The sequence below is a fragment of the Bacillus sp. FSL K6-4563 genome (genome assembly GCF_038630405.1).
Taxonomy (GTDB): Bacteria; Bacillota; Bacilli; order Bacillales; family Bacillaceae; genus Bacillus; species Bacillus pumilus.
This window is the reverse complement of record NZ_CP152030.1, coordinates 1,109,143-1,127,064: the sequence shown is the minus strand read 5'-3', so window position 1 is coordinate 1,127,064 and position 17,922 is coordinate 1,109,143. Positions and strand designations below refer to the sequence as shown.

The following is a 17,922-nucleotide window of genomic DNA, read 5'->3' as shown; positions in this document are numbered from 1 at the left end:
CTATACCTTCTTATGGTACGATACACATAGATGAATTCAGCTAAGAAGGAGTTGCGCGTCATGACAAACGTTGTTCAACGAGCATTAACACTCGATGACATACCAGATCTTATCGCATTGTCTCAAGAGGTAGACTGGCCTGATTACAATGCGGAAGAGCTCACATCTCTTTTAACAAATGGATATTTCACAGGTTTTTCAACAGCGGATGGACAAGTCATCTCATGTGCAGGACTTTTCCAATATGATCGAATGGCGTCAATTGGTGCTGTCATTGTATCTGAGACACATCGCGGCTTAGGTCTTGCAAGGAAAATGATTGACACCCTGCTAGATCAATGTGATCAAAGCATTCCTGTCGTTTTAACCGCTACTGTCCAAGGGCGGCCAGTTTACGAAAAAATCGGGTTTCACACGGCTGGTTACATTACGACTTACAAAGCGCAAAACCCAAACCCAGAAGCGCTTCGTGTGTCAGATGACATCCACCTGTCTCCTGCCGATGAATCGCACCTTCCGTGTATTGAAGCACTAGATGAAAAAGGCGCAGGCACAAATCGATCAAGCTTTATAAAAAACCGGATGAACCGAGCAGCACGGCGTATCATTGCACAAAATGAACATCACGACACAACTGGCTTTGCGTTTGGCGTTGAAACACCTGCCAATTTAATGATTGGTCCGCTTACAGCAAATGATGAACTTACAGCTCTCTCGCTGATTCGTTCGCTCATTTCGTCTTATTCGGGTCCGATTCGTTTAGATATGCAGGAGGAAACAGCTGAGCGCCTCCATGAATCACTTGTTGAAGCAGGTTTTACGAAAACAAACAAAGCTCATTTTATGATGATTCGCGGAAAAGAAAAGCTGAACGATCCCGCCCTTCTTTATTTCCTTGCCTCTCAAGCATTTTCGTAAAATATAAAAAGCTGTAGACACTTGATGTCTACAGCTTCAGATTGTTGACAAAGGGCTAAAATGATCTTTATTTTAGCCCTTTGTCTTCTTTTCAGCGTGATTGAAAACCTTTGAAGTCTAGGAAGGCCGAGCACTGGCGCGGAGCGAATTTGCAATTCGTGAGCACCAGCGCACAGGACTGACAAAGAATGCGAGGGTTTGTCTACACGCTGAGCTGTAGACACTTGATGTCTACAGCTTTTCTATTACTTCTCACAGGCGGACGAAAGCACATGCGCGAGAGCATTTGTGACCTTTCCATGCTCTGATGCATGCGGGCGGTCATCTCCATCTCCATACCCATAATCAATCATTCGATTACGATTTAAGCACAGCTTTGTCAGCTTCGGCTGGAAGAGATCAAATAGTTCAAAACGATCCTTCAGCTGTGGGAATTGCTTTTGATACTGCTGAATTTCTTCGGCAAGCAAGCGCCAAAGTGTCGCTTCATCTAACAGCTGATGATTGTCTAACACATTTGATACGTAACGCAGGTTACAAATAAACAATCCTGTAAAGATAAACTGCACTAAGCCTTCCGGCGGCTCACTCCGCAGCACTTCTTTTAAATCGTCTCCTAGAGAAGCCAATTCAGGCAGCGGCTGATCACTAATATTCACATCATCGACGAAATCTTTGATCGCCAAACGATGAGGCTGATGATCTTTTAACACAAGAATCGTATTTTGTCCGTGCGGTGAAAAGACGGTGCCGTATTGATACATAAAATGCAGCAGCGGCGGCATGACCACATGGAAAAATTTCGCCATCCACTCTTTAGCTGAGAGACCTGATTTTTCAATCAGCTGTTTCACATATGGCTCACCTTCATGATCCTCATAGGTGAGTGCCGCAAGTGTAACAGGGGTCTCTCCTTCATCTAAGTACGAGTAAATGCTTTCTCTAAAAATCACACCGAGCATTTCAAGATATTGATACGGCGCACCAGGCAGTTTGCTATAGTAAGGATGATCGACATTAATACTTGCATTCTCACCAGGTAATATCACGCGGCAGACATCAGATAAAAATGAATCTTGATCCGCGATCCCTTTAATATGCGCTGTAATGCGAGGGGCAATGACTGTCCGTTCTGACGGAAGTCCTCGGTACACGAGTGTATTTAAAATGCTCATTGGCAGTTTAATATGATGCTTGCCTTTATTTGAGATGTTCGTAAAGGTTCTGATCGACTGCTGCGGGATATATTGATCCAGTCCCTCTCCTACATACACAATCCGGCGCAACGCCAAATCTTCTGGGAAATGCTGAATAATCATATGTGTCCACTGCCATTTATGAACAGGCATCAAATAATAATCAGCTGCAATCAATCCTTCATCCTTTAGCACGCGGTGAAATTGACGGATCGTGACTTCATCTAACTCTTTGGTAATTACCTGCTCATAGTTTTCATGATCGACTGCATGGAATGTCGCAAGGTCCCGGTGAACAGCAATCCAAGACAGCTGCACACTTTCTTGCCTTTCAGGTGCATAGGCTAGGTAGTCATCATAACTGAACCCAATGCGTCCTTTGTTATACACAATCCAAGGATGGCCTGTCATTTCTCCTTCAATCCATGCATAATCAGTATCTGTCAGTTCATCCGCACGAAGTGCTTTTTTCGACAGCAAATGTACATCTGCTAACAGGGTGTGATGAAGCTCTTTTATAAGGTGTCCTGTTGTGTCAGAAGACATTGGAATGAGCGGCTGAATGTCTAGTAAAAACACAATGGCACTGACATCCTTTGACCATTTTCCGTCTTGACAGCACTCGATTGATTCAGCAATTGTATCAAAACTATCAAACAAACGAGGTTTTGCAAGATAGCGATATTTCTTATGTTCGTGAATGATTAATTCATACTGAGCAATGCCATCCTTATGATCTAGCTGCACGGGATGAAGCATATCCTCATACATGTATTCAGACAGCATTTTTGCCACCATTCGCTGGTTTGCCTTTTTCCAAGCAGCCGGATTCACAGCTTTTTTCAATTCATCTTGTACACTCATCGCTTCATCCTCCTTAACCTTTGATTTCTTCAAATGTGTTGACGTTCTTATGTGTACCAAATGTCTGGAAGACGTGCTTTTGATAAAGTGGATACACGGTTTGACGAGCAAGTTCATTGATAATCACACTGTTTCGGTAAGCGCCAAGTCCTAAATCTGGAGCGCCAACCCCATGTGTATGAAGCTCTGCATTTTGGACAAAAATATCATTTTCACCCATTGTATTCGTTTTTAAGCGATATTCACGTTCGACTTGGAACCGTCCTTGATCGTCCCATTGAATGTGATGAGAAATTGGATTGATAAACGGGGGCAGTACCGATTGATAGCCCGTCGCCAGTACGACAATATCTGTCTCGTGGGTAAAGGTGTCCTCTTTGACCCATTGCGTGCATGAAAGGGACAAGCCGCGAGCTGTTTCCTCAATCAAGTTGACCTCCGTCATTGCTTGAAGCACTGTGTTCAACTGCTCTCCGCAGGCAGAACGTTCATAAAGCAAATGATAAATATCACGGATCATTGCAGAGCTGATGCCCTTATACAGCAAATCTTGCTGCTTTAACAACGCATCCTTTTTTGTTTGCGGAAGCTCATAAAAGAAATCAATATAATCTGGAGAGAAATATTCAAGACCAAGGTTTGAATATTCCATTGGGAAAAATCCTTTAGAGCGTGTGAACCAGTGAATATCCTTCGCCTCATCATCTGATAAAATATCATAGAACACTTCTGCCGCACTTTGACCAGAGCCGATCACTGTCACAGATTTCCCTTTGAAACAGCCTTCTTTCTTTCGTTTTAAATAGTCAGCAGAATGAAAAACTTTCTCTCCTAAAGCTGGCTGGAGCGATGCTGGTATCGCCGGCTGTGTACCAATCCCTAAGACGAGATGCTTACTTTCAAACACCTCTACCGTTTGGTCTTTCACATGACGCACATGCACTTCATATCGCTTTTCTCCTGCTTTCTCGATCAATGAGACAGATTCGACGTTCATGCCAAATCGGCAAGAGTCTAACTGGTCTGCGACCCAGCGGCAATAATGACTATATTCCTTGCGCGGGATATGAAAATCTTCTAGAAAGTAAAATGAATACAAACGATTTTGTTCCTGTAAATAGTTAAGAAAGCTATATTTACTTTTCACATCTGCCATACTGACAAGGTCCGCTAAAAAGGGAACTTGCAGTGTCGTCCCCTCAATGAGCATCCCTGGGTGCCAATGAAAGGCTTCACTTCTTTCAAAAAACAAAGCGTCAATTTCATTTACCTCTTCAGATAATGCGGCAAGTCCTAAGTTAAACGGGCCAATGCCGATCCCTATTACATCCACTACATCATTTTGCTTGTTGAACCGCGTCATGGTTATACATCCTTTCGAATCTTTCTCGATCACAAAACATTAAAAGACCTGTTTTATCGGGTAAATTGACTGGTTTTACACGTTCAAATCCGCATTTTTCAAATACATGGATCATTTTTTCATTGCGAATATCCGGCTCAGCGACAACTTTTTCTGTTCGTTTATTCTGCTCAAATTGAAATGCTGTCATGGCCTGAAGCAGCGGGGCCGCAAAACCTTTTCCTACATAATCCGGCTCCCCTATTAATAGATGGATTCCTTGATCATGCGGAGAAGGCTGATAGTAAGATTCAATGACATCACCTTTGACGTTGTATGCCTCAAAATAACTCATTGGCGTCCCATCAATTGTGCCTAAATAAAGGGTTTGATGCGGATCATGAACCGCCTGATAAAAATGCTTTTCAAAAGCAGGGAACGGAATATTCAAATGCCAAAATGGGTGAACATACTCCTCTTGCATCCACCTGTGGACAAGCCGGACATCTCTTTCATATTCAGCGCGAATAAACTTAATACGATCCCTCATCCAATCAGCGCCTCCTTATGTAAAAAGAGCGGATTCAAGACAGCTGTGTAACGAGACTGTGTTTCCAGAGATCCTGTCAGTTCATCCATATCTTCAAACCGTGTCAGCAAATTCGCTTTTGAAGGCAGTTCTTTTGAGCGCAGAAGGCTGTTTGTCAGCTCAGATGCACCGTATGTTTCCTCATGAGCGAGCAATGTGTCTCTCACAAGTGCGAGCAAGGCTTCTTCTTTCGCCAGACCTTCTGTACCAAAGCCGTTAATGAGACCAAATAAATGATTAAAGAAGAAATAATAACGCAGTCTCTCAACGGCTACCTCATCTGCACAAATCGTTTCACTTCTCACGCTCAGGTTTTGGACAAGATTTGCGAGTTTATCCTTTTTCGATTCACTATAATAGTAGCCTTGGTTGTCACGATAATAGAAGGTGTTCGGGTAACCACCCTTCATTTGCACAACAGCGTTTTGCTGATGGGCTTCCAGTGCAAGACCATACGTTTCAAACAGCCAGAGCATCGGTTCTAACGAAATGGTTAAATATTGCTTAAACCAATCTTGGCTCACAGCCTCCGGTGATCGGCCTTCTGCGTCTGCAAGGTCATGAATGATCCCTGCTAATCGCGATTTTCCACCATACGCATGATCCTGACATAATCCAGCAATTAAGCTTGCCCCTTTTTCACGATGTAAAAATGGATTTTGACGAATGACTACTTCAAAGCCAGATTCCGCCTCTTCTCCTTGAATAGATAAATAGGCAGGATCTTCAATGACCCGGAATCCAGAGAATTTGTCGTATAGAGAAACGCCTAATTCTGTTTTTAAAATGCGCGACATCTCTACTCCGCGATCCAGTTCCTTTTGTTTATTGACACGTAAGGAGTTTGTAATTTTCACAGGAACAGAGAATTTGAGCATGTAAGCAGAATCCTTTTGATAGACGGTTCTGAAGGATGAAGTCGCTGTGTATTCAGAACCGATCGGTCCTAAATAAGTGAGTTTCCCTTCCTCTATATAACGGTTCACGAACGCTTTCTCCATAACCACCTTCACTTGAAGCGGGTGAATCGGAATGAGTACATATTCTCCGTTTTCTACTAACGTATTCAGTCTCTCTTTTTCTGCTGGTACCTGGCGCAAGAGCTCCTCTAGCATGAGGCTTGCCGCAGACTGTGTAATTGACGAATCCTGAAGCACAATCGAATGATGCGCTTTAAAGTAATGAAGCTGGAAAGCCCCTTTCAGCTCAGGAGAGTAGATCGCTTCCTCCTCCTCTGTCATTCCTTGTCTGCTTTTTGGGGTAGGATGCGTTAAATGACCAAGGAGAAGTGACTGCTCAGCCTCAATATACTCAAAATCGGCTTCAGAAAGAGCGGCTCGATCACTTTCTCGCTCCTTTAAGAACCGTTCAATATTTCGGCAGCTTAAAATGATGCGAAGCATGAATTCATCCTCTGCATCTGTACGGCCATATTCAATGAGAAGCTCCTTTGAACATAAAGCAACAAGTGTCGTGTAATCGACGATTGCGCCCTCTTGTTCACTGCCTTGCGGGCGAAAGCGAATCGGAAAATCAAAGAGATGGCGGCCAACAGATGAAACATATCGGATCGGAATCACAAGCTCTAGATCTTGCTTTGCTAGTTTTGCGATGAAGACAAGTGAGCCATCTGCTCTCGTCTCTTTTTTTGCAGATCGATCGATTCCTGTTTCGCGTAAAAAACAGTTTAAAAAGCTTTGCATGGTTGCATTTTCAGCCATTTGTTTATATTGACTCAACGTAGTACCCTCCCGGATTGAATATGAGCGATCCCGATATCAACGACGTCAGAAAGGATTTCCTCAATATGTGTGATTGTCGTTCTCGGATTTAACAAAGTGAATTTTAAGCATGTTCGGCCATTCACCACTGTTTTCGCAATGACAGCAGTTCCTGTTTTGAATAATGTCCGATGAATGATTTTATTGATGTCATCTGTTTGATCGTCATCCTTAAATCGGAACACAACTGCATTGATTTCTGGCTCAGGATTGATCACTTCAAGGTCATCATTTCTCTCAATAAGCGCGGCCACATCCTTTGCAAAATGAATGGTATGGTCAATGACCTCTCCAAAGCCTTCTTCTCCAATTAAACGAAGAGAAAGAAGTAATTTCAGAGCATCAAACCGGCGCGTCGTTTGGACAGATTTATTGACGAGATGTAGAATACCATCGAGCTCGTCTTCCTTTGGATTAAGATAATCGGCATGATAATTGATCAAACCAAAATGTCTTTTATCCTTTAGCAAAAATGCCCCGCAGGATATCGGCTGATAAAATTGTTTGTGAAAGTCAATCGTGATTGAATCAGCAAGCTCAATACCGTCTAACTTCTTACGGTAGGTTTCGCTTAATACAAGTGCTCCGCCGTAGGCAGCATCTGCGTGAATCCAAAGACCGTATGGCTTGACGAGGTCATATACCTCTCGAACTGGGTCAATACTGCCAAAATCCGTTGTCCCGCAAGTGGCTACTACCGCAAAAGGCAGCAAGTTCTGCTCCTTCAACTCAGCCAGCTTCTTTTTCAAATCATTGAGGTCCATTCGATGATGCTCATCTGTCTCGACTAGTACGACTGCCTGCTCTCCTAAACCTAACTGGGATGCAGATTTTTTCACAGTGAAGTGAGCATTCTTCGAGCAAAGGATTCTCATGCGGTGAGATTCACTTGGTAAGCCTTTCTGCTGAACATTCCACTGCCATGTGTTTTCACAAAAGGCATCTCTCGCTAGAAGCAGCCCCATGTAGTTAGATTGGGTTCCACCGCTTGTAAATGTCCCATCTGCTAGGCTGCCATAAGAAAACTTCGCACATAGCCACTTGAGAATTTCTTCCTCAACCAAAGAAGCAATACCGCTTTGATCAAAGGAATCCATTGATTGGTTAAAGGAACTTACCATCACCTCTGCGGCAAGTGCAGGAATAAGCGGTGGACAATGCAGATGTGCCAAGCATTTAGGATGCGATACATCAATCAAATGCGGCAAAAGATGTTCTTTTATATCTTGAAAGACGGATTCAATGGATTCACCAGACGGTTGAAATCGGAATAGCGATTCGACACTATCCGCTAATTTCCCAGGCAATATTCCACTGTATGGTCCTGTGTCTTTTTGCCATTGATCCAGTAAGCTGTCGATAGATGTATGAAGAGCCGCTTGGAAGGACTCTCTTCCAAGCTGGCTTTGATTGATAAATAATGAATCCACTGAAGCCTTAGTTGATTGCATCGTACACGGCCTCTTTAAAAATAGCGATGACTTTTTCAAGCTGTTCTTCTGTCATAATGAGTGGTGGCAAGAATCGAATAACACTTCCGAAACGGCCTCCTGTCTCCACAATTAAGCCTTTGTCGAAGCAATTCTTTTGAATAAGACTGGCCAGCTCTGGATTCGCTGGATAGCTTCCGTCCACATCCTGTTTCTCATTTGGATTGACTACTTCAACGCCAATCATTAAGCCTCTCCCTCGAACATCACCGAGAGCAGGGACTTGTTTTTGGATGTCTTTTAGATGCGCCTGCATACGATCTCCTAACTGTTCTACATGATCAAGCAGGTTGGTTTCTTTGATAAATTTAAGCGTAGCAGTTCCAGCAGCCATCGCCATTTGATTCCCTCTAAATGTCCCGATGTGTGCACCTGGATTCCATTGATCTAAATCTTGATCATAAATCACAACTGAAAGCGGCAGGCTTCCACCAATGGCTTTTGACAGCACAATAACGTCAGGTACAATTCCTGCATGTTCAAAGGCAAACATCTTCCCTGTTCGGCCGATGCCTGATTGAACCTCATCAATAATGAGTGGGATCCCTTTTTCTTTTGTGATTCTTCTCATTTCTTTCATCCATTCAATCGATGCTGGAATGGAGCCCCCCTCGCCCTGCACTGCTTCAAAGATCATACCTGCTGGCGGAAGAATACCACTTTCAGGATCATTTAATACGCGCTCAATATACGAACTTGAAATGCGGTGCGAATTCTTCCCACCAATTCCAAATGGGCAGCGATATTCATATGGGTAAGGCATAAAATGAACATCAGGTATTAACCCTTGTACTCTTTCCTTTGGAGATAAATTCCCGCTTAATGACATCGTGGCATGTGTCGCACCGTGATACGCACCATGGAAAGATAGAATGCTTCGATTCCCTGTCGCTGTTTTGACTAATTTAATTGCTGCTTCTATGGCGTCACCACCAGTTGGTCCACAAAATTGAATTTTGGCTCTTTTTGCAAACTCTTCTGGCAAGTGAGAAAAAATTTCATTCACAAATTCTTCTTTAATTTCTGAGGTTATGTCCAGCGTATGCAACGGTCTTTTTTCATGAAGCATACGTTCAATTGCATCTATAACAACTGGATGATTGTGACCAAGTGCAAGTGTTCCTGCGCCTGCCAGGCAGTCATAAAACTCTCTGCCATCCGCATCTGTCACGATCATACCCTCGGCTTTTTGCATGGCTAATGGGAACCGTCTCGGATAAGACCTTGCATTCGATTCTCTTTGACTTTGCTGCTCTAAAAATTGCTGATTTTTAGAAACGGTTTTGATGGACATAATAAAACACTCCTCCAATTGATAAAGATTATCATTTTCATTTACTAGCCTAGAGGATGTGAGATATGAAAGTCAATTGTATTCAAAAAGATGATTCTAAAAGCATATGAATGCTATATTCTCTATTTAACGAGTAATTTCGTGTCATTTTGACAAACCTCTACTGCTATAGGGAGAATAAACGCGTGAGACGAAATAATGTAGAAAAAAATTACAAATCATTCTTCCTGGTTCTTTTGTTTTATTCATGACAAAGCACTTATTTTATATGGGAAAGTGGATGAAAGTGATGTAGAAAAGGAAAAAAAGAAACGTCATTCTATATTGATATAAATGGTTATAATGGTATAATTTCTCTGAAACAAAAGGGAATGGAGAGGGATCTGATGATTTTAACAAAGCATGATCTCCACCACTACTTAGCTCAGGACAAGAAAGCATTAGCCATTAAGCGCAAACGACCTAAGTGGTTTGGGGATGATATATGGAAATATCAAAGGATTTTACGAAAATATGAATACTATTCTAATAGCGGTGCTGAACTTCGCAAATGGTTCTATCGCTATTTACATAAAAAGAAAGGCATGCAGCTTGGCTTTGATATTCCGATTGGTGTCTTCGGTCCCGGTCTTAGAATCAATCATACGGGTCTCTTAATTGTGAACAAACATGCAAAAATTGGGGCATTTTGTGATATTCATCAAGGGGTGAATATTGGTCAGAATCATCATGAAAAAGATGTACCAACCATTGGGGATCATGTATGGATTGGCCCAGGTGCTAAGCTGTTTGGGGATATCTATATTGCAGATCATATTTCCATCGGAGCAAATGCTGTGGTAAACCGTTCCTTTCACGAGGAGAAAATTGTTATTGCAGGTGTGCCAGCGCAAAAGGTAAAAGAAAAAAGCCCTTCATCATGAAGGACCCACCTGATAAAAAAGAATGATACCGATCAAAACAGAGACGAGCAGCATGAGGTAAAACAAAATCGTTAAAATAAGAATGGTCCAGCCAAGTCCCTTCCTCTCTGTCTTGATCAAATAAATACCGAGAACGATCGTACTAAATAAGACACCTAAAATGGCCCACAGCCATTTGTCTTTATCATGCTTTGGCGCATCAAACCATAAATAAATGGAAACAGCAAGTGAAACGAATAACCCTGTAAGTCTCACGTTCAAACTCCTCCTTATGTACACGTGTGCTTTCTATTATGCGTTTGAGTATCCGATCATCAGCAATAAGAAGTAAAAGACATAGACTAGAATGAAAATAGAATAAATGATAATGGACACGATCAGAACCGTCCAGCCCAATCCTTTTCTTCCTGTTTTGATCAGGTATATTCCAAATGTAAAGAGCCCGAATAAAAGGCCTAAAATCGCCCACAGCCATTTATTCTTCCCATGTTTAGGCGCATCTACAAATAGGTAAACGGACACTATAATCGACACAAACCATCCGGTAATCCAGCGCAACTCATTCGTCACCCTTCTTTTTTAGTTTATTCAATCATACGTTACTTTTGTACTAAAAAGAAAAGGAATTATTCAGTTGAATGTTGCAGAAGGCTTTGCCATTCCTCTCTCAGCATCCCGTAACGCATCGAATCATAATACTCTCCTTGGTAGTAACGGACCTTTCGCAGTCTTCCCTCAAGGATAAACCCGCATTTCTCTGCGCACCGCATCATCCGTTCATTTCCCGACCATGTAGTAAGACCAATTCGAGGAATATCAATGTGTGTAAATAACTTATCAGTCCATAGACTTAATGCCTTTGTCCCAACGCCACCGCTCCAAAAGCGCGAATCATAAATGAGAATGCCGCATTCAAGCCACCGTGTACGTTCATTCTCCCAATAATATGACACGGTGCCTTTGATTTCGCCGTCTATTTCAATACCATATAGCTTTGGCGGAATGGATGTATCCTGTAAGTATCGTTTTTTAAAAGCAGCATGCGGGATTTCGTGTTCATGAAAATATGGGGCGTTCCACTCTCGATAGGACTGGTCTGGTGCTTTGAATCTTAAATGCCATACCAACTCTAAATCAGCTTCGTTTAATGGTCGTATGTTCACAAGCTTTTGTTTTTCCCTTTTCATCTGTTCACGTTCCTTTACTTTGTCGTTCTTTTTGCAAGATGACGGTACTCGATAGGCGTCATGCCTTCGTTTTGCCGAAACAGCTTAGAAAAATAAGTAGGATCATCAATGCCTACGTGATCAGCAATCGCTGCGATTTTATCATTCGTTGAGGCAAGCATGCTTTTGGCTTTTTCGACCTTGAGACGATTGATATATTGGTTTGGCGTGAGTCCATACACCGTCTGCATACACCTTGTCATGTAATCAGGGTGATAGTGCAGCTTCTCTGCAAGCTCCTCCATTTGCAGTTTCTTCATAAAGTGACGCTCAAGATAATGAACCACTTCTGAGGCGACATTCTCCTTTGCACTTGGAATATGAAATGCTTCTTTTTGTAAATGAATGAGCAGTTCTTCAAACTGAAGCTGTTTTTTCAGCGGCAGTTCAGACGCGTCATCATTTAGGGCCCGCATCTGTGCAAGGTGCTTTTCTAATACATTTCTTCCTTTCACTTTTCCTTTACGGGGCAGGCTAAATTCATATGTTGCCGGCTTTTCAAAGGTGGCTTGATTTTGTTTCATATCAAACCAGTGTTCTCTCGGCCGATTCGTCAGCTCATATGGATCAATTGAGAAATGCAGCCACTCATAGTGCGTATCTTCTTCGCATGGCAGGTGTCCGCCATGCGACAAGCCAGGTGAGAGAATGATATATTCTCCTTCTTTTACGTGATGAGCCTTTCTGTCCTCTGTGATCCATAGCTGCCCTCTTGTGACATAAAGAAGATCAAACACGGTGAAGGTTCTAGAAATATGTCTTTCTCCTTGATGAAATACGCCTTTGCCTGAAGCGATATAAACCGGGAACGGCGGTACAGTAAATGTAATAAATCGATTCATATTCATCCCCTTATGAAGTCGGATTTCTCCAATAAGTTTCGGTTTCATCTCTTCTTATTATAGTCGATGCAAGGTACACTATAAATCGGATTTATACGAAAGGAGGTTGATTGATGAAACCTCAATCACTACCAATTCAAAAGATTCAAGCTAGGGGGAAGAAAAACCACCCTTCATTATTTGCATTAACTTGGCCTATTTTTATTGAAATCTCTTTATATATGCTGATGGGAAGCGCGGATACCCTCATGCTCAGCCAATATTCCGATAATAGTGTTGCAGCAGTTGGTGTAAGCAATCAGCTCCTGAATTTATTGATTGTCATGTTCAGCTTCATTACAACTGGAACGACGATTGTGATTGCGCAGCTTTTAGGAGCGAGCCGCAAGCAGGAAGCGACTCAAGTCGCCTATGTCTCACTAGGAACCAATTTCCTGATTAGCTTTGTCATTAGTCTTCTCATGTTTGTATTAGCTGTTCCCATTTTACACCTGATGGGCCTATCAAGTGAGCTCATGCCGGATGCGACTATATTTTTACAAATTGTCGGGCTGCTTTCTTTTATTCAAGCGCTCATTATGACGTATAGTGCTATTTTAAAAAGCTACGGATATACAAGAGATACGATGTATGTCACTATCGGAATGAACTTGTTAAACGTTGCCGGTAACTATTTGGTGATTTTTGGTCCGTTTGGTTTCCCTGTATTAGGTGTCATGGGGGTCGCTTTTTCGACCTCACTCGCTCGATTGATCGGATTAATGGCCATGATCCTCATTGTACGGCGCCGAATTGGATTACGCTTTTCACTGAAGAAGATGTTTCACATCCAGCGGACATATTTAAAAAAGTTGCTGAAAATCGGCATTCCTTCTGCTGGAGAGCAGCTTTCTTATAACGGCTCTCAAATGATCATTACACTGTTTATTACATTCATGGGGACGCAGGCATTAGCTGCAAAGGTTTATACTCAAAATGTCATGATGTTCATTATGCTATTTGGTGCATCCATTAGCCAAGGGACACAAATTTTAATTGGGCGCCATATTGGGGCGAAGGAATTCGATGCTGCCTATCACAGATGCATAAAAAGCTTATACTGGGCCATTGGCATCTCCCTTCTTTCTTCCACTGCTTTATCTTTATCATCGACGCATTTGCTTGCTTTCTTTACTAGCAACAGCGAGATCATTCAAACCGCCGCCACCCTCCTCCTTTTGACCATTATTTTGGAACCGGGCCGTTCTTTTAATATGGTCATTATTAATTCCTTGCGGGCTGCTGGCGACGCGAAGTTTCCAGTGTATATGGCGATGATTTCAATGTGGGGCATCGGGCTTCCGATCGCTTACTTGTTAGGCATTCAGCTTGAAATGGGCCTCATTGGGATTTGGATTTCTTTTATCGTGGATGAATGGGTAAGAGGCATCTTTATGTATAGGCGGTGGCGTTCAAGAGTTTGGACAGAGCATCGCTTTTCTTCCACATAAAAAGGACTGCGGGTGCAGTCCTTTTTTACGTAATATCTTCTAAAATAAGTTCTTTTTCTTGGTTCGAAATAAATGATCGCTGTGTAAACACGCGGTATTCATTTTCTCTTGTTTTATCTAAAATGGCTTTATAAAAGTGAGCAGCTGCTTTCACTGGTATACGTGAATAGAGCGGGAATTCATGAAGATGGTCAAAAAACTCCTCGTAGTATGCCTCTGCCTCAAAGGCAATGTACTCCCATACGTGCTGAAATGCTTGATTGATAATGCCTTCTTGCAATTCTTGCTCTGTATATCCGAATTGATCCATGACTTGCTTTGGCAAATAAATGCGGTCTCTTTCAGCCTTATCCTCGCCAATGTCACGAAGAATATTGGTCAGCTGCATGGCAATCCCTAATGAAATCGCTGCTTCTTTTAGCTGTTCTTTTTTACGCGGTGCAATAATAGGAAGCAGCATAAGTCCAACGGTACTAGCAACATGGTAGGAATAAATGAGCAGTTCATCTAACGTTTCATATCGGTGCTGCTCTAAATCCATCTCCTGACCTTGGAGCAAGTCACGGAACGGGGCTTCATCCATACGAAACTCTTGAAATGTATGTGCTAGCGCCACCCACATCGGATCATTCCGATCTACCTCACCTTGTAAAAATCGATCAAACGTCTCTCGAAAGGAGGCAAGCTCCTCTTTTGGCGAGGGGGACTCATCTACAATATCATCTGCTTTCCGGCAAAAGGAATACACAGCCCAGACGGCCTGTCGTTTCTTTTTAGGCAGCATGGAAAAGGCACGGTAAAACGTGTTGGAATGGGTTTGAATGGTCTCCTCACACAATTTCAATGCTGTTTGTACATCAACCACTTAGTTTCACTTCCTTTCTGTCATTCAAATCTTTTAACAGCACAGATGTCATTAGCTTCGCACTTTGCATCACGATCGGCACTCCGCCACCAGGATGGATGGAAGCACCTACCGCATAAAGATTATCGGTCTCAGTTGCCTTCACTTGCGGGCGGAACACACCTGATTGAAATAAGTTAGGCGCAAGTCCAAAGCTGCCACCTTCAAACAATCCTTCTCGCAAGGAATCATTTGGTGTTCTGATTTTTTTCCAGACAATCGACTCTCGCAATCTTGGAAAGCCTCTTTTCTCGAGACGATCCACCATTTGCTCTACAAAATCTGTCTCCTCTTCCCAGTTGATATGATCTCCTGAGGGAACGGGAATCAGCATATATAAAACACTACAGCCTTCCGGGGCAAGAGATGGATCAATGATCGATGGATTAAATGTATAAAACGACGGATCTTGAGGGATCGTCTTCGTTTGAAAAACCTCTTTCATATGCTGATCAAAGTGTTCGCCCATAAAAAATTGATGCACAGGCGCATCATGGTACATTTTGTTTAACCCGAGATACACCATTACACAGCCAGAGGACGGCACGTATTTTCGCCGATCTTGTTCGTCTAAACCAAGCTGTTTTAACGCAGCTGGATAATCTCCGTTGATGACAAAGGCATCAGCTGCTATATGGGCGTCACTGACTTTTGCTTTAACCACGCGCTTCCCATCAAACTCTAGCTCCGTGACTTCGACATTTTTTCTCACATGCACACCCATTTTCATGAGCTGCCCTTCCAATATATCTACTAAACTCGCATAGCCGCCTTTTAAATAGTAGATTCCATGTGCGTGCTCACTATATGAAACAAGCGAATATATAGCAGATGCTTCATATGGATTTCCTCCGACATAGAGGGTTTGAAGTGCATATGCATCTCGCAGGCGTTCGTCTGAGAAATACTTTTTCAGGGCACTTTGAACCGTGCGATACGCCTTTAATTTCATTAAAATCTTCATGTTTGCTTTTGTAAAAAATGTACGCTTTTCATGAAATGATTTCTCTAGAAAGGCTTGCTGTCCTTCTTGAAACCGGTCTGTCATTTCTTCCATAAACCTTAGAAATCCTTGATCTTCCTTTGGAAATACACGTCTGATTTCCTCTAGCTGACGAAGTGCATCAGAGTACTTCGTGTAGGAGGTTCCATCTTGAAATTGAATCGTATACAGCGGATCAAGCTGCAAAAGATCAAGAGATGCTTCGTCAATTCCTACCTCATGTAAAATACCTTTTAACATATCTGGAAGTAGGACAATGGTCGGACCTTCATCTACTTTATATCCTTTCTCACGTACAAAAGCAAGTCTTCCGCCAAGTCGCTCGTTTTTTTCGACAAGCGTGACATCATGTCCCGCTTTTTTTAAATAAAGTGCTGAGATCATCCCACCAATACCGCCACCTGCAATCAATATATGTTTTTTCATGAGGCGCTCCCCTTTTCTTCTTGCGGCAATGTTTTGTGCGTATTTTTCTCCTTTGAAAGAATCGCATTTGTCGTGATACGTGCTGATTCTAAAATGGTCGGCAGTCCGCTTCCTGGGTGCGTTCCTCCTCCTACAAGCCAGCAATGATCCAATTCATCAAATTCATTGTGCGGCCTAAGAACCATCATCTGCGTCAGCTGGTGACCAAGGTTAAATGTGGCTCCTTCGTATACGTAAAGGTCTTCCTCCCATTGCTTCGGTGTGATCATCCGCTCGACTTCTATATGCTGCCTTACATTCTTAAAACCGGTTTTTCGCTCCAGTGTATCCAGCACAAGTTCTCTGAATTCATCTTGATGTGCTTCCCAGTCAATATCGCTTTGATTGTTGGCAACGGGTGCCAGCACATAAAGGGCGGACTTTCCTTTTGGCGCAAGTGAGTCATCTGTGACGCTAGCATTTTGAATATAAATAGATGGATCATCTGGCAGCTCAAATGTTTTCGTAATGCCTTTGACGAATTGAGCATAATCATCAGAAAAAACGATGGTATGATGCGGCTCCTCATACATGGTATCTAATCCTAAATAAAGCATAAAGGTGGAGCATGAGAATTTTTTCTTTTTTAATTTTTTCTCGCTATATTTCTTTAAAAGTCCTGGCTCTACAAGTTTTGTCATCACATGTGCAAAGTCTCCATTTACGACAACTTCATCTGCCTGTATTTCTTCCCCAGATTCTAAGCGAATGCCTTTTACTTCCCTGCCTTCTGTCAGCAGTTTTTCGACGCCAGATGACAGATGAATCGTTGCTCCAGCTTCAATCGCCACTTTTGCCATCGCTTCTGACAGCTGATTGACCCCGCCCTTCGGATGGAACACACCTGTGTCATGCTCCATAAATGATAGAATGGAGAAAGCACCAGGGCACTCCCACGGTGACATGCCTAAATACTTTGATTGAAATGTAAAGGCATATTTCACTGATTCGTTTGAGAAATAATCTGACAGCACATCATATAAACTCTTATTCAATGAAAGCTGCGGAAGTGCTTTGAGCACCTTTGGACGCAAATAATGATGAAAACGATCCATTTTACTTTGTAAAATAGGTGTCAGCCGATCCATTTTGCGCTTCGTATCGTTCATAAATCGTCTATACCCTTCGCCCTCTCCAGGTGCAAAGGCTTCTAACCGTCTATACATTTCATCACGATCTCGTATCATATCTAGCTGATCGTCTTGAAAAATCAATCTATACATTTCTTTTAACTCAATCACATCAATATAGTCATACAGATTTTTACCAGCAAAGGCGAACAGCTCCTCTGCAATATGAATCATGCTGAGAAAGGTAGGACCCGTATCAAACGTGAAATCACCCAGTTGAAACTTAGAGTTACGTCCGCCAACAAAGGGCTGTTTTTCGTAAACATGAACATCATGTCCTTTGCTTTGAAGCATCATAGCTGCCGCAAGTCCCCCTGGTCCTGCTCCGATCACAATGATTTTCATTATCCTTTTTCCTCCAAATTAATTCACTTTAAGTTAATTATACAAATTAGAAAGATTAGATCAACTTTCGATGTGCTCTATTCGCCTCATATTATGTATCAAAAAAAGCCGGCTTCCCTT

Annotated in this window: 16 protein-coding genes; 3 read left to right on the top strand and 13 right to left on the bottom strand. The window is 42.4% G+C overall.

The window, feature by feature from the left end; translation table 11 throughout:
• The first annotated feature begins 60 nt into the window (after nucleotides 1–60).
• Nucleotides 61–918 carry a GNAT family N-acetyltransferase gene (locus tag MHH54_RS05465; protein WP_003210882.1) on the top strand — a complete coding sequence of 286 codons (858 nt, stop codon included), beginning with the start codon at nucleotides 61–63 and terminating at the stop codon, nucleotides 916–918.
• A gap of 245 nt (nucleotides 919–1,163) precedes the next feature.
• On the opposite strand, the gene MHH54_RS05460 is transcribed toward MHH54_RS05465, so the two are convergent.
• The 6 genes from MHH54_RS05460 to MHH54_RS05435 are packed head-to-tail and all read right to left on the bottom strand — an operon-like array spanning nucleotide 1,164 to nucleotide 9,474.
• Nucleotides 1,164–2,978 (bottom strand): IucA/IucC family siderophore biosynthesis protein, encoded by a 1,815-nt coding sequence (locus tag MHH54_RS05460; RefSeq protein WP_226804999.1) that lies wholly within the window; start codon nucleotides 2,976–2,978, stop codon nucleotides 1,164–1,166.
• Between the two features lie 13 nt (nucleotides 2,979–2,991).
• Nucleotides 2,992–4,341, bottom strand: coding sequence for a lysine N(6)-hydroxylase/L-ornithine N(5)-oxygenase family protein (locus MHH54_RS05455; protein WP_003211191.1), 1,350 nt, complete (start codon nucleotides 4,339–4,341; stop codon nucleotides 2,992–2,994).
• Nucleotides 4,316–4,870, bottom strand: a complete 555-nt coding sequence (locus MHH54_RS05450) for a GNAT family N-acetyltransferase (protein WP_095117780.1) — start codon at nucleotides 4,868–4,870, stop codon at nucleotides 4,316–4,318. The genes MHH54_RS05455 and MHH54_RS05450 overlap by 26 nt, the downstream gene beginning before the upstream one ends.
• Nucleotides 4,867–6,648, bottom strand: coding sequence for an IucA/IucC family protein (locus tag MHH54_RS05445; protein ID WP_106029947.1), 1,782 nt, complete (start codon nucleotides 6,646–6,648; stop codon nucleotides 4,867–4,869). Before MHH54_RS05445 ends, MHH54_RS05450 begins: the two co-directional genes overlap by 4 nt.
• Entirely contained in the window at nucleotides 6,645–8,141 is a 1,497-nt protein-coding gene (locus MHH54_RS05440) for an aspartate aminotransferase family protein (RefSeq protein ID WP_226804998.1), read from the bottom strand. The genes MHH54_RS05445 and MHH54_RS05440 overlap by 4 nt, the downstream gene beginning before the upstream one ends.
• Entirely contained in the window at nucleotides 8,128–9,474 is a 1,347-nt protein-coding gene (locus MHH54_RS05435) for an aspartate aminotransferase family protein (protein ID WP_003212062.1), read from the bottom strand. Before MHH54_RS05435 ends, MHH54_RS05440 begins: the two co-directional genes overlap by 14 nt.
• Nucleotides 9,475–9,860: 386 nt before the next feature.
• Between MHH54_RS05435 and MHH54_RS05430 the strand changes: the two genes are divergently transcribed.
• Entirely contained in the window at nucleotides 9,861–10,397 is a 537-nt protein-coding gene (locus MHH54_RS05430; protein WP_034620007.1) for a serine acetyltransferase, read from the top strand.
• Here the strand turns inward: MHH54_RS05430 and MHH54_RS05425 are convergent.
• The 4 genes from MHH54_RS05425 to MHH54_RS05410 all read right to left on the bottom strand — a co-directional run bounded on the left by MHH54_RS05425 (nucleotide 10,392) and on the right by MHH54_RS05410 (nucleotide 12,465).
• Nucleotides 10,392–10,658 carry a hypothetical protein gene (locus tag MHH54_RS05425; RefSeq protein ID WP_034620008.1) on the bottom strand — a complete coding sequence of 89 codons (267 nt, stop codon included), beginning with the start codon at nucleotides 10,656–10,658 and terminating at the stop codon, nucleotides 10,392–10,394. The genes MHH54_RS05430 and MHH54_RS05425 overlap by 6 nt on opposite strands.
• A 30-nt stretch (nucleotides 10,659–10,688) precedes the next feature.
• Entirely contained in the window at nucleotides 10,689–10,955 is a 267-nt protein-coding gene (locus tag MHH54_RS05420; RefSeq protein ID WP_226804997.1) for a hypothetical protein, read from the bottom strand.
• 68 nt (nucleotides 10,956–11,023) lie between these two features.
• Nucleotides 11,024–11,584, bottom strand: a complete 561-nt coding sequence (locus tag MHH54_RS05415; RefSeq protein WP_226804996.1) for a GNAT family protein — start codon at nucleotides 11,582–11,584, stop codon at nucleotides 11,024–11,026.
• Between the two features lie 14 nt (nucleotides 11,585–11,598).
• Nucleotides 11,599–12,465: an AraC family transcriptional regulator gene (locus MHH54_RS05410; protein ID WP_003210875.1), complete on the bottom strand. Its 867-nt coding sequence runs from the start codon at nucleotides 12,463–12,465 to the stop codon at nucleotides 11,599–11,601.
• Between the two features lie 113 nt (nucleotides 12,466–12,578).
• Between MHH54_RS05410 and MHH54_RS05405 the strand changes: the two genes are divergently transcribed.
• Nucleotides 12,579–13,955, top strand: a complete 1,377-nt coding sequence (locus MHH54_RS05405) for an MATE family efflux transporter (RefSeq protein WP_342500774.1) — start codon at nucleotides 12,579–12,581, stop codon at nucleotides 13,953–13,955.
• Between the two features lie 25 nt (nucleotides 13,956–13,980).
• Here the strand turns inward: MHH54_RS05405 and MHH54_RS05400 are convergent, their stop codons facing one another.
• From MHH54_RS05400 to crtI (MHH54_RS05390), 3 genes are read right to left on the bottom strand one after another with little or no spacing between them, the layout of a single operon-like run.
• A complete protein-coding gene (locus MHH54_RS05400; protein WP_226804995.1) occupies nucleotides 13,981–14,820 on the bottom strand; it encodes a phytoene/squalene synthase family protein in 840 nt (279 codons plus the stop codon).
• Entirely contained in the window at nucleotides 14,813–16,288 is a 1,476-nt protein-coding gene (gene crtI / locus MHH54_RS05395) for a phytoene desaturase family protein (protein WP_226804994.1), read from the bottom strand. The genes MHH54_RS05400 and crtI (MHH54_RS05395) overlap by 8 nt, the downstream gene beginning before the upstream one ends.
• Nucleotides 16,285–17,802, bottom strand: a complete 1,518-nt coding sequence (gene crtI / locus MHH54_RS05390) for a phytoene desaturase family protein (RefSeq protein ID WP_003210886.1) — start codon at nucleotides 17,800–17,802, stop codon at nucleotides 16,285–16,287. Before crtI (MHH54_RS05390) ends, crtI (MHH54_RS05395) begins: the two co-directional genes overlap by 4 nt.
• Nucleotides 17,803–17,922 lie beyond the last annotated feature (120 nt).

Bases quoted from the DNA above. Each gene is read 5' to 3' on its own strand.
- MHH54_RS05465 (WP_003210882.1), top strand. From the start codon at position 61: ATGACAAACGTTGTTCAACGAGCATTAACACTCGATGACATACCAGAT.
- MHH54_RS05460 (WP_226804999.1), bottom strand. From the start codon at position 2,978: ATGAGTGTACAAGATGAATTGAAAAAAGCTGTGAATCCGGCTGCTTGG.
- MHH54_RS05455 (WP_003211191.1), bottom strand. From the start codon at position 4,341: ATGACGCGGTTCAACAAGCAAAATGATGTAGTGGATGTAATAGGGATC.
- MHH54_RS05450 (WP_095117780.1), bottom strand. From the start codon at position 4,870: ATGAGGGATCGTATTAAGTTTATTCGCGCTGAATATGAAAGAGATGTC.
- MHH54_RS05440 (WP_226804998.1), bottom strand. From the start codon at position 8,141: ATGCAATCAACTAAGGCTTCAGTGGATTCATTATTTATCAATCAAAGC.
- MHH54_RS05435 (WP_003212062.1), bottom strand. From the start codon at position 9,474: ATGTCCATCAAAACCGTTTCTAAAAATCAGCAATTTTTAGAGCAGCAA.
- MHH54_RS05430 (WP_034620007.1), top strand. From the start codon at position 9,861: ATGATTTTAACAAAGCATGATCTCCACCACTACTTAGCTCAGGACAAG.
- MHH54_RS05415 (WP_226804996.1), bottom strand. From the start codon at position 11,584: ATGAAAAGGGAAAAACAAAAGCTTGTGAACATACGACCATTAAACGAA.
- MHH54_RS05410 (WP_003210875.1), bottom strand. From the start codon at position 12,465: ATGAATCGATTTATTACATTTACTGTACCGCCGTTCCCGGTTTATATC.
- MHH54_RS05405 (WP_342500774.1), top strand. From the start codon at position 12,579: ATGAAACCTCAATCACTACCAATTCAAAAGATTCAAGCTAGGGGGAAG.
- crtI (WP_226804994.1), bottom strand. From the start codon at position 16,288: ATGAAAAAACATATATTGATTGCAGGTGGCGGTATTGGTGGGATGATC.
- crtI (WP_003210886.1), bottom strand. From the start codon at position 17,802: ATGAAAATCATTGTGATCGGAGCAGGACCAGGGGGACTTGCGGCAGCT.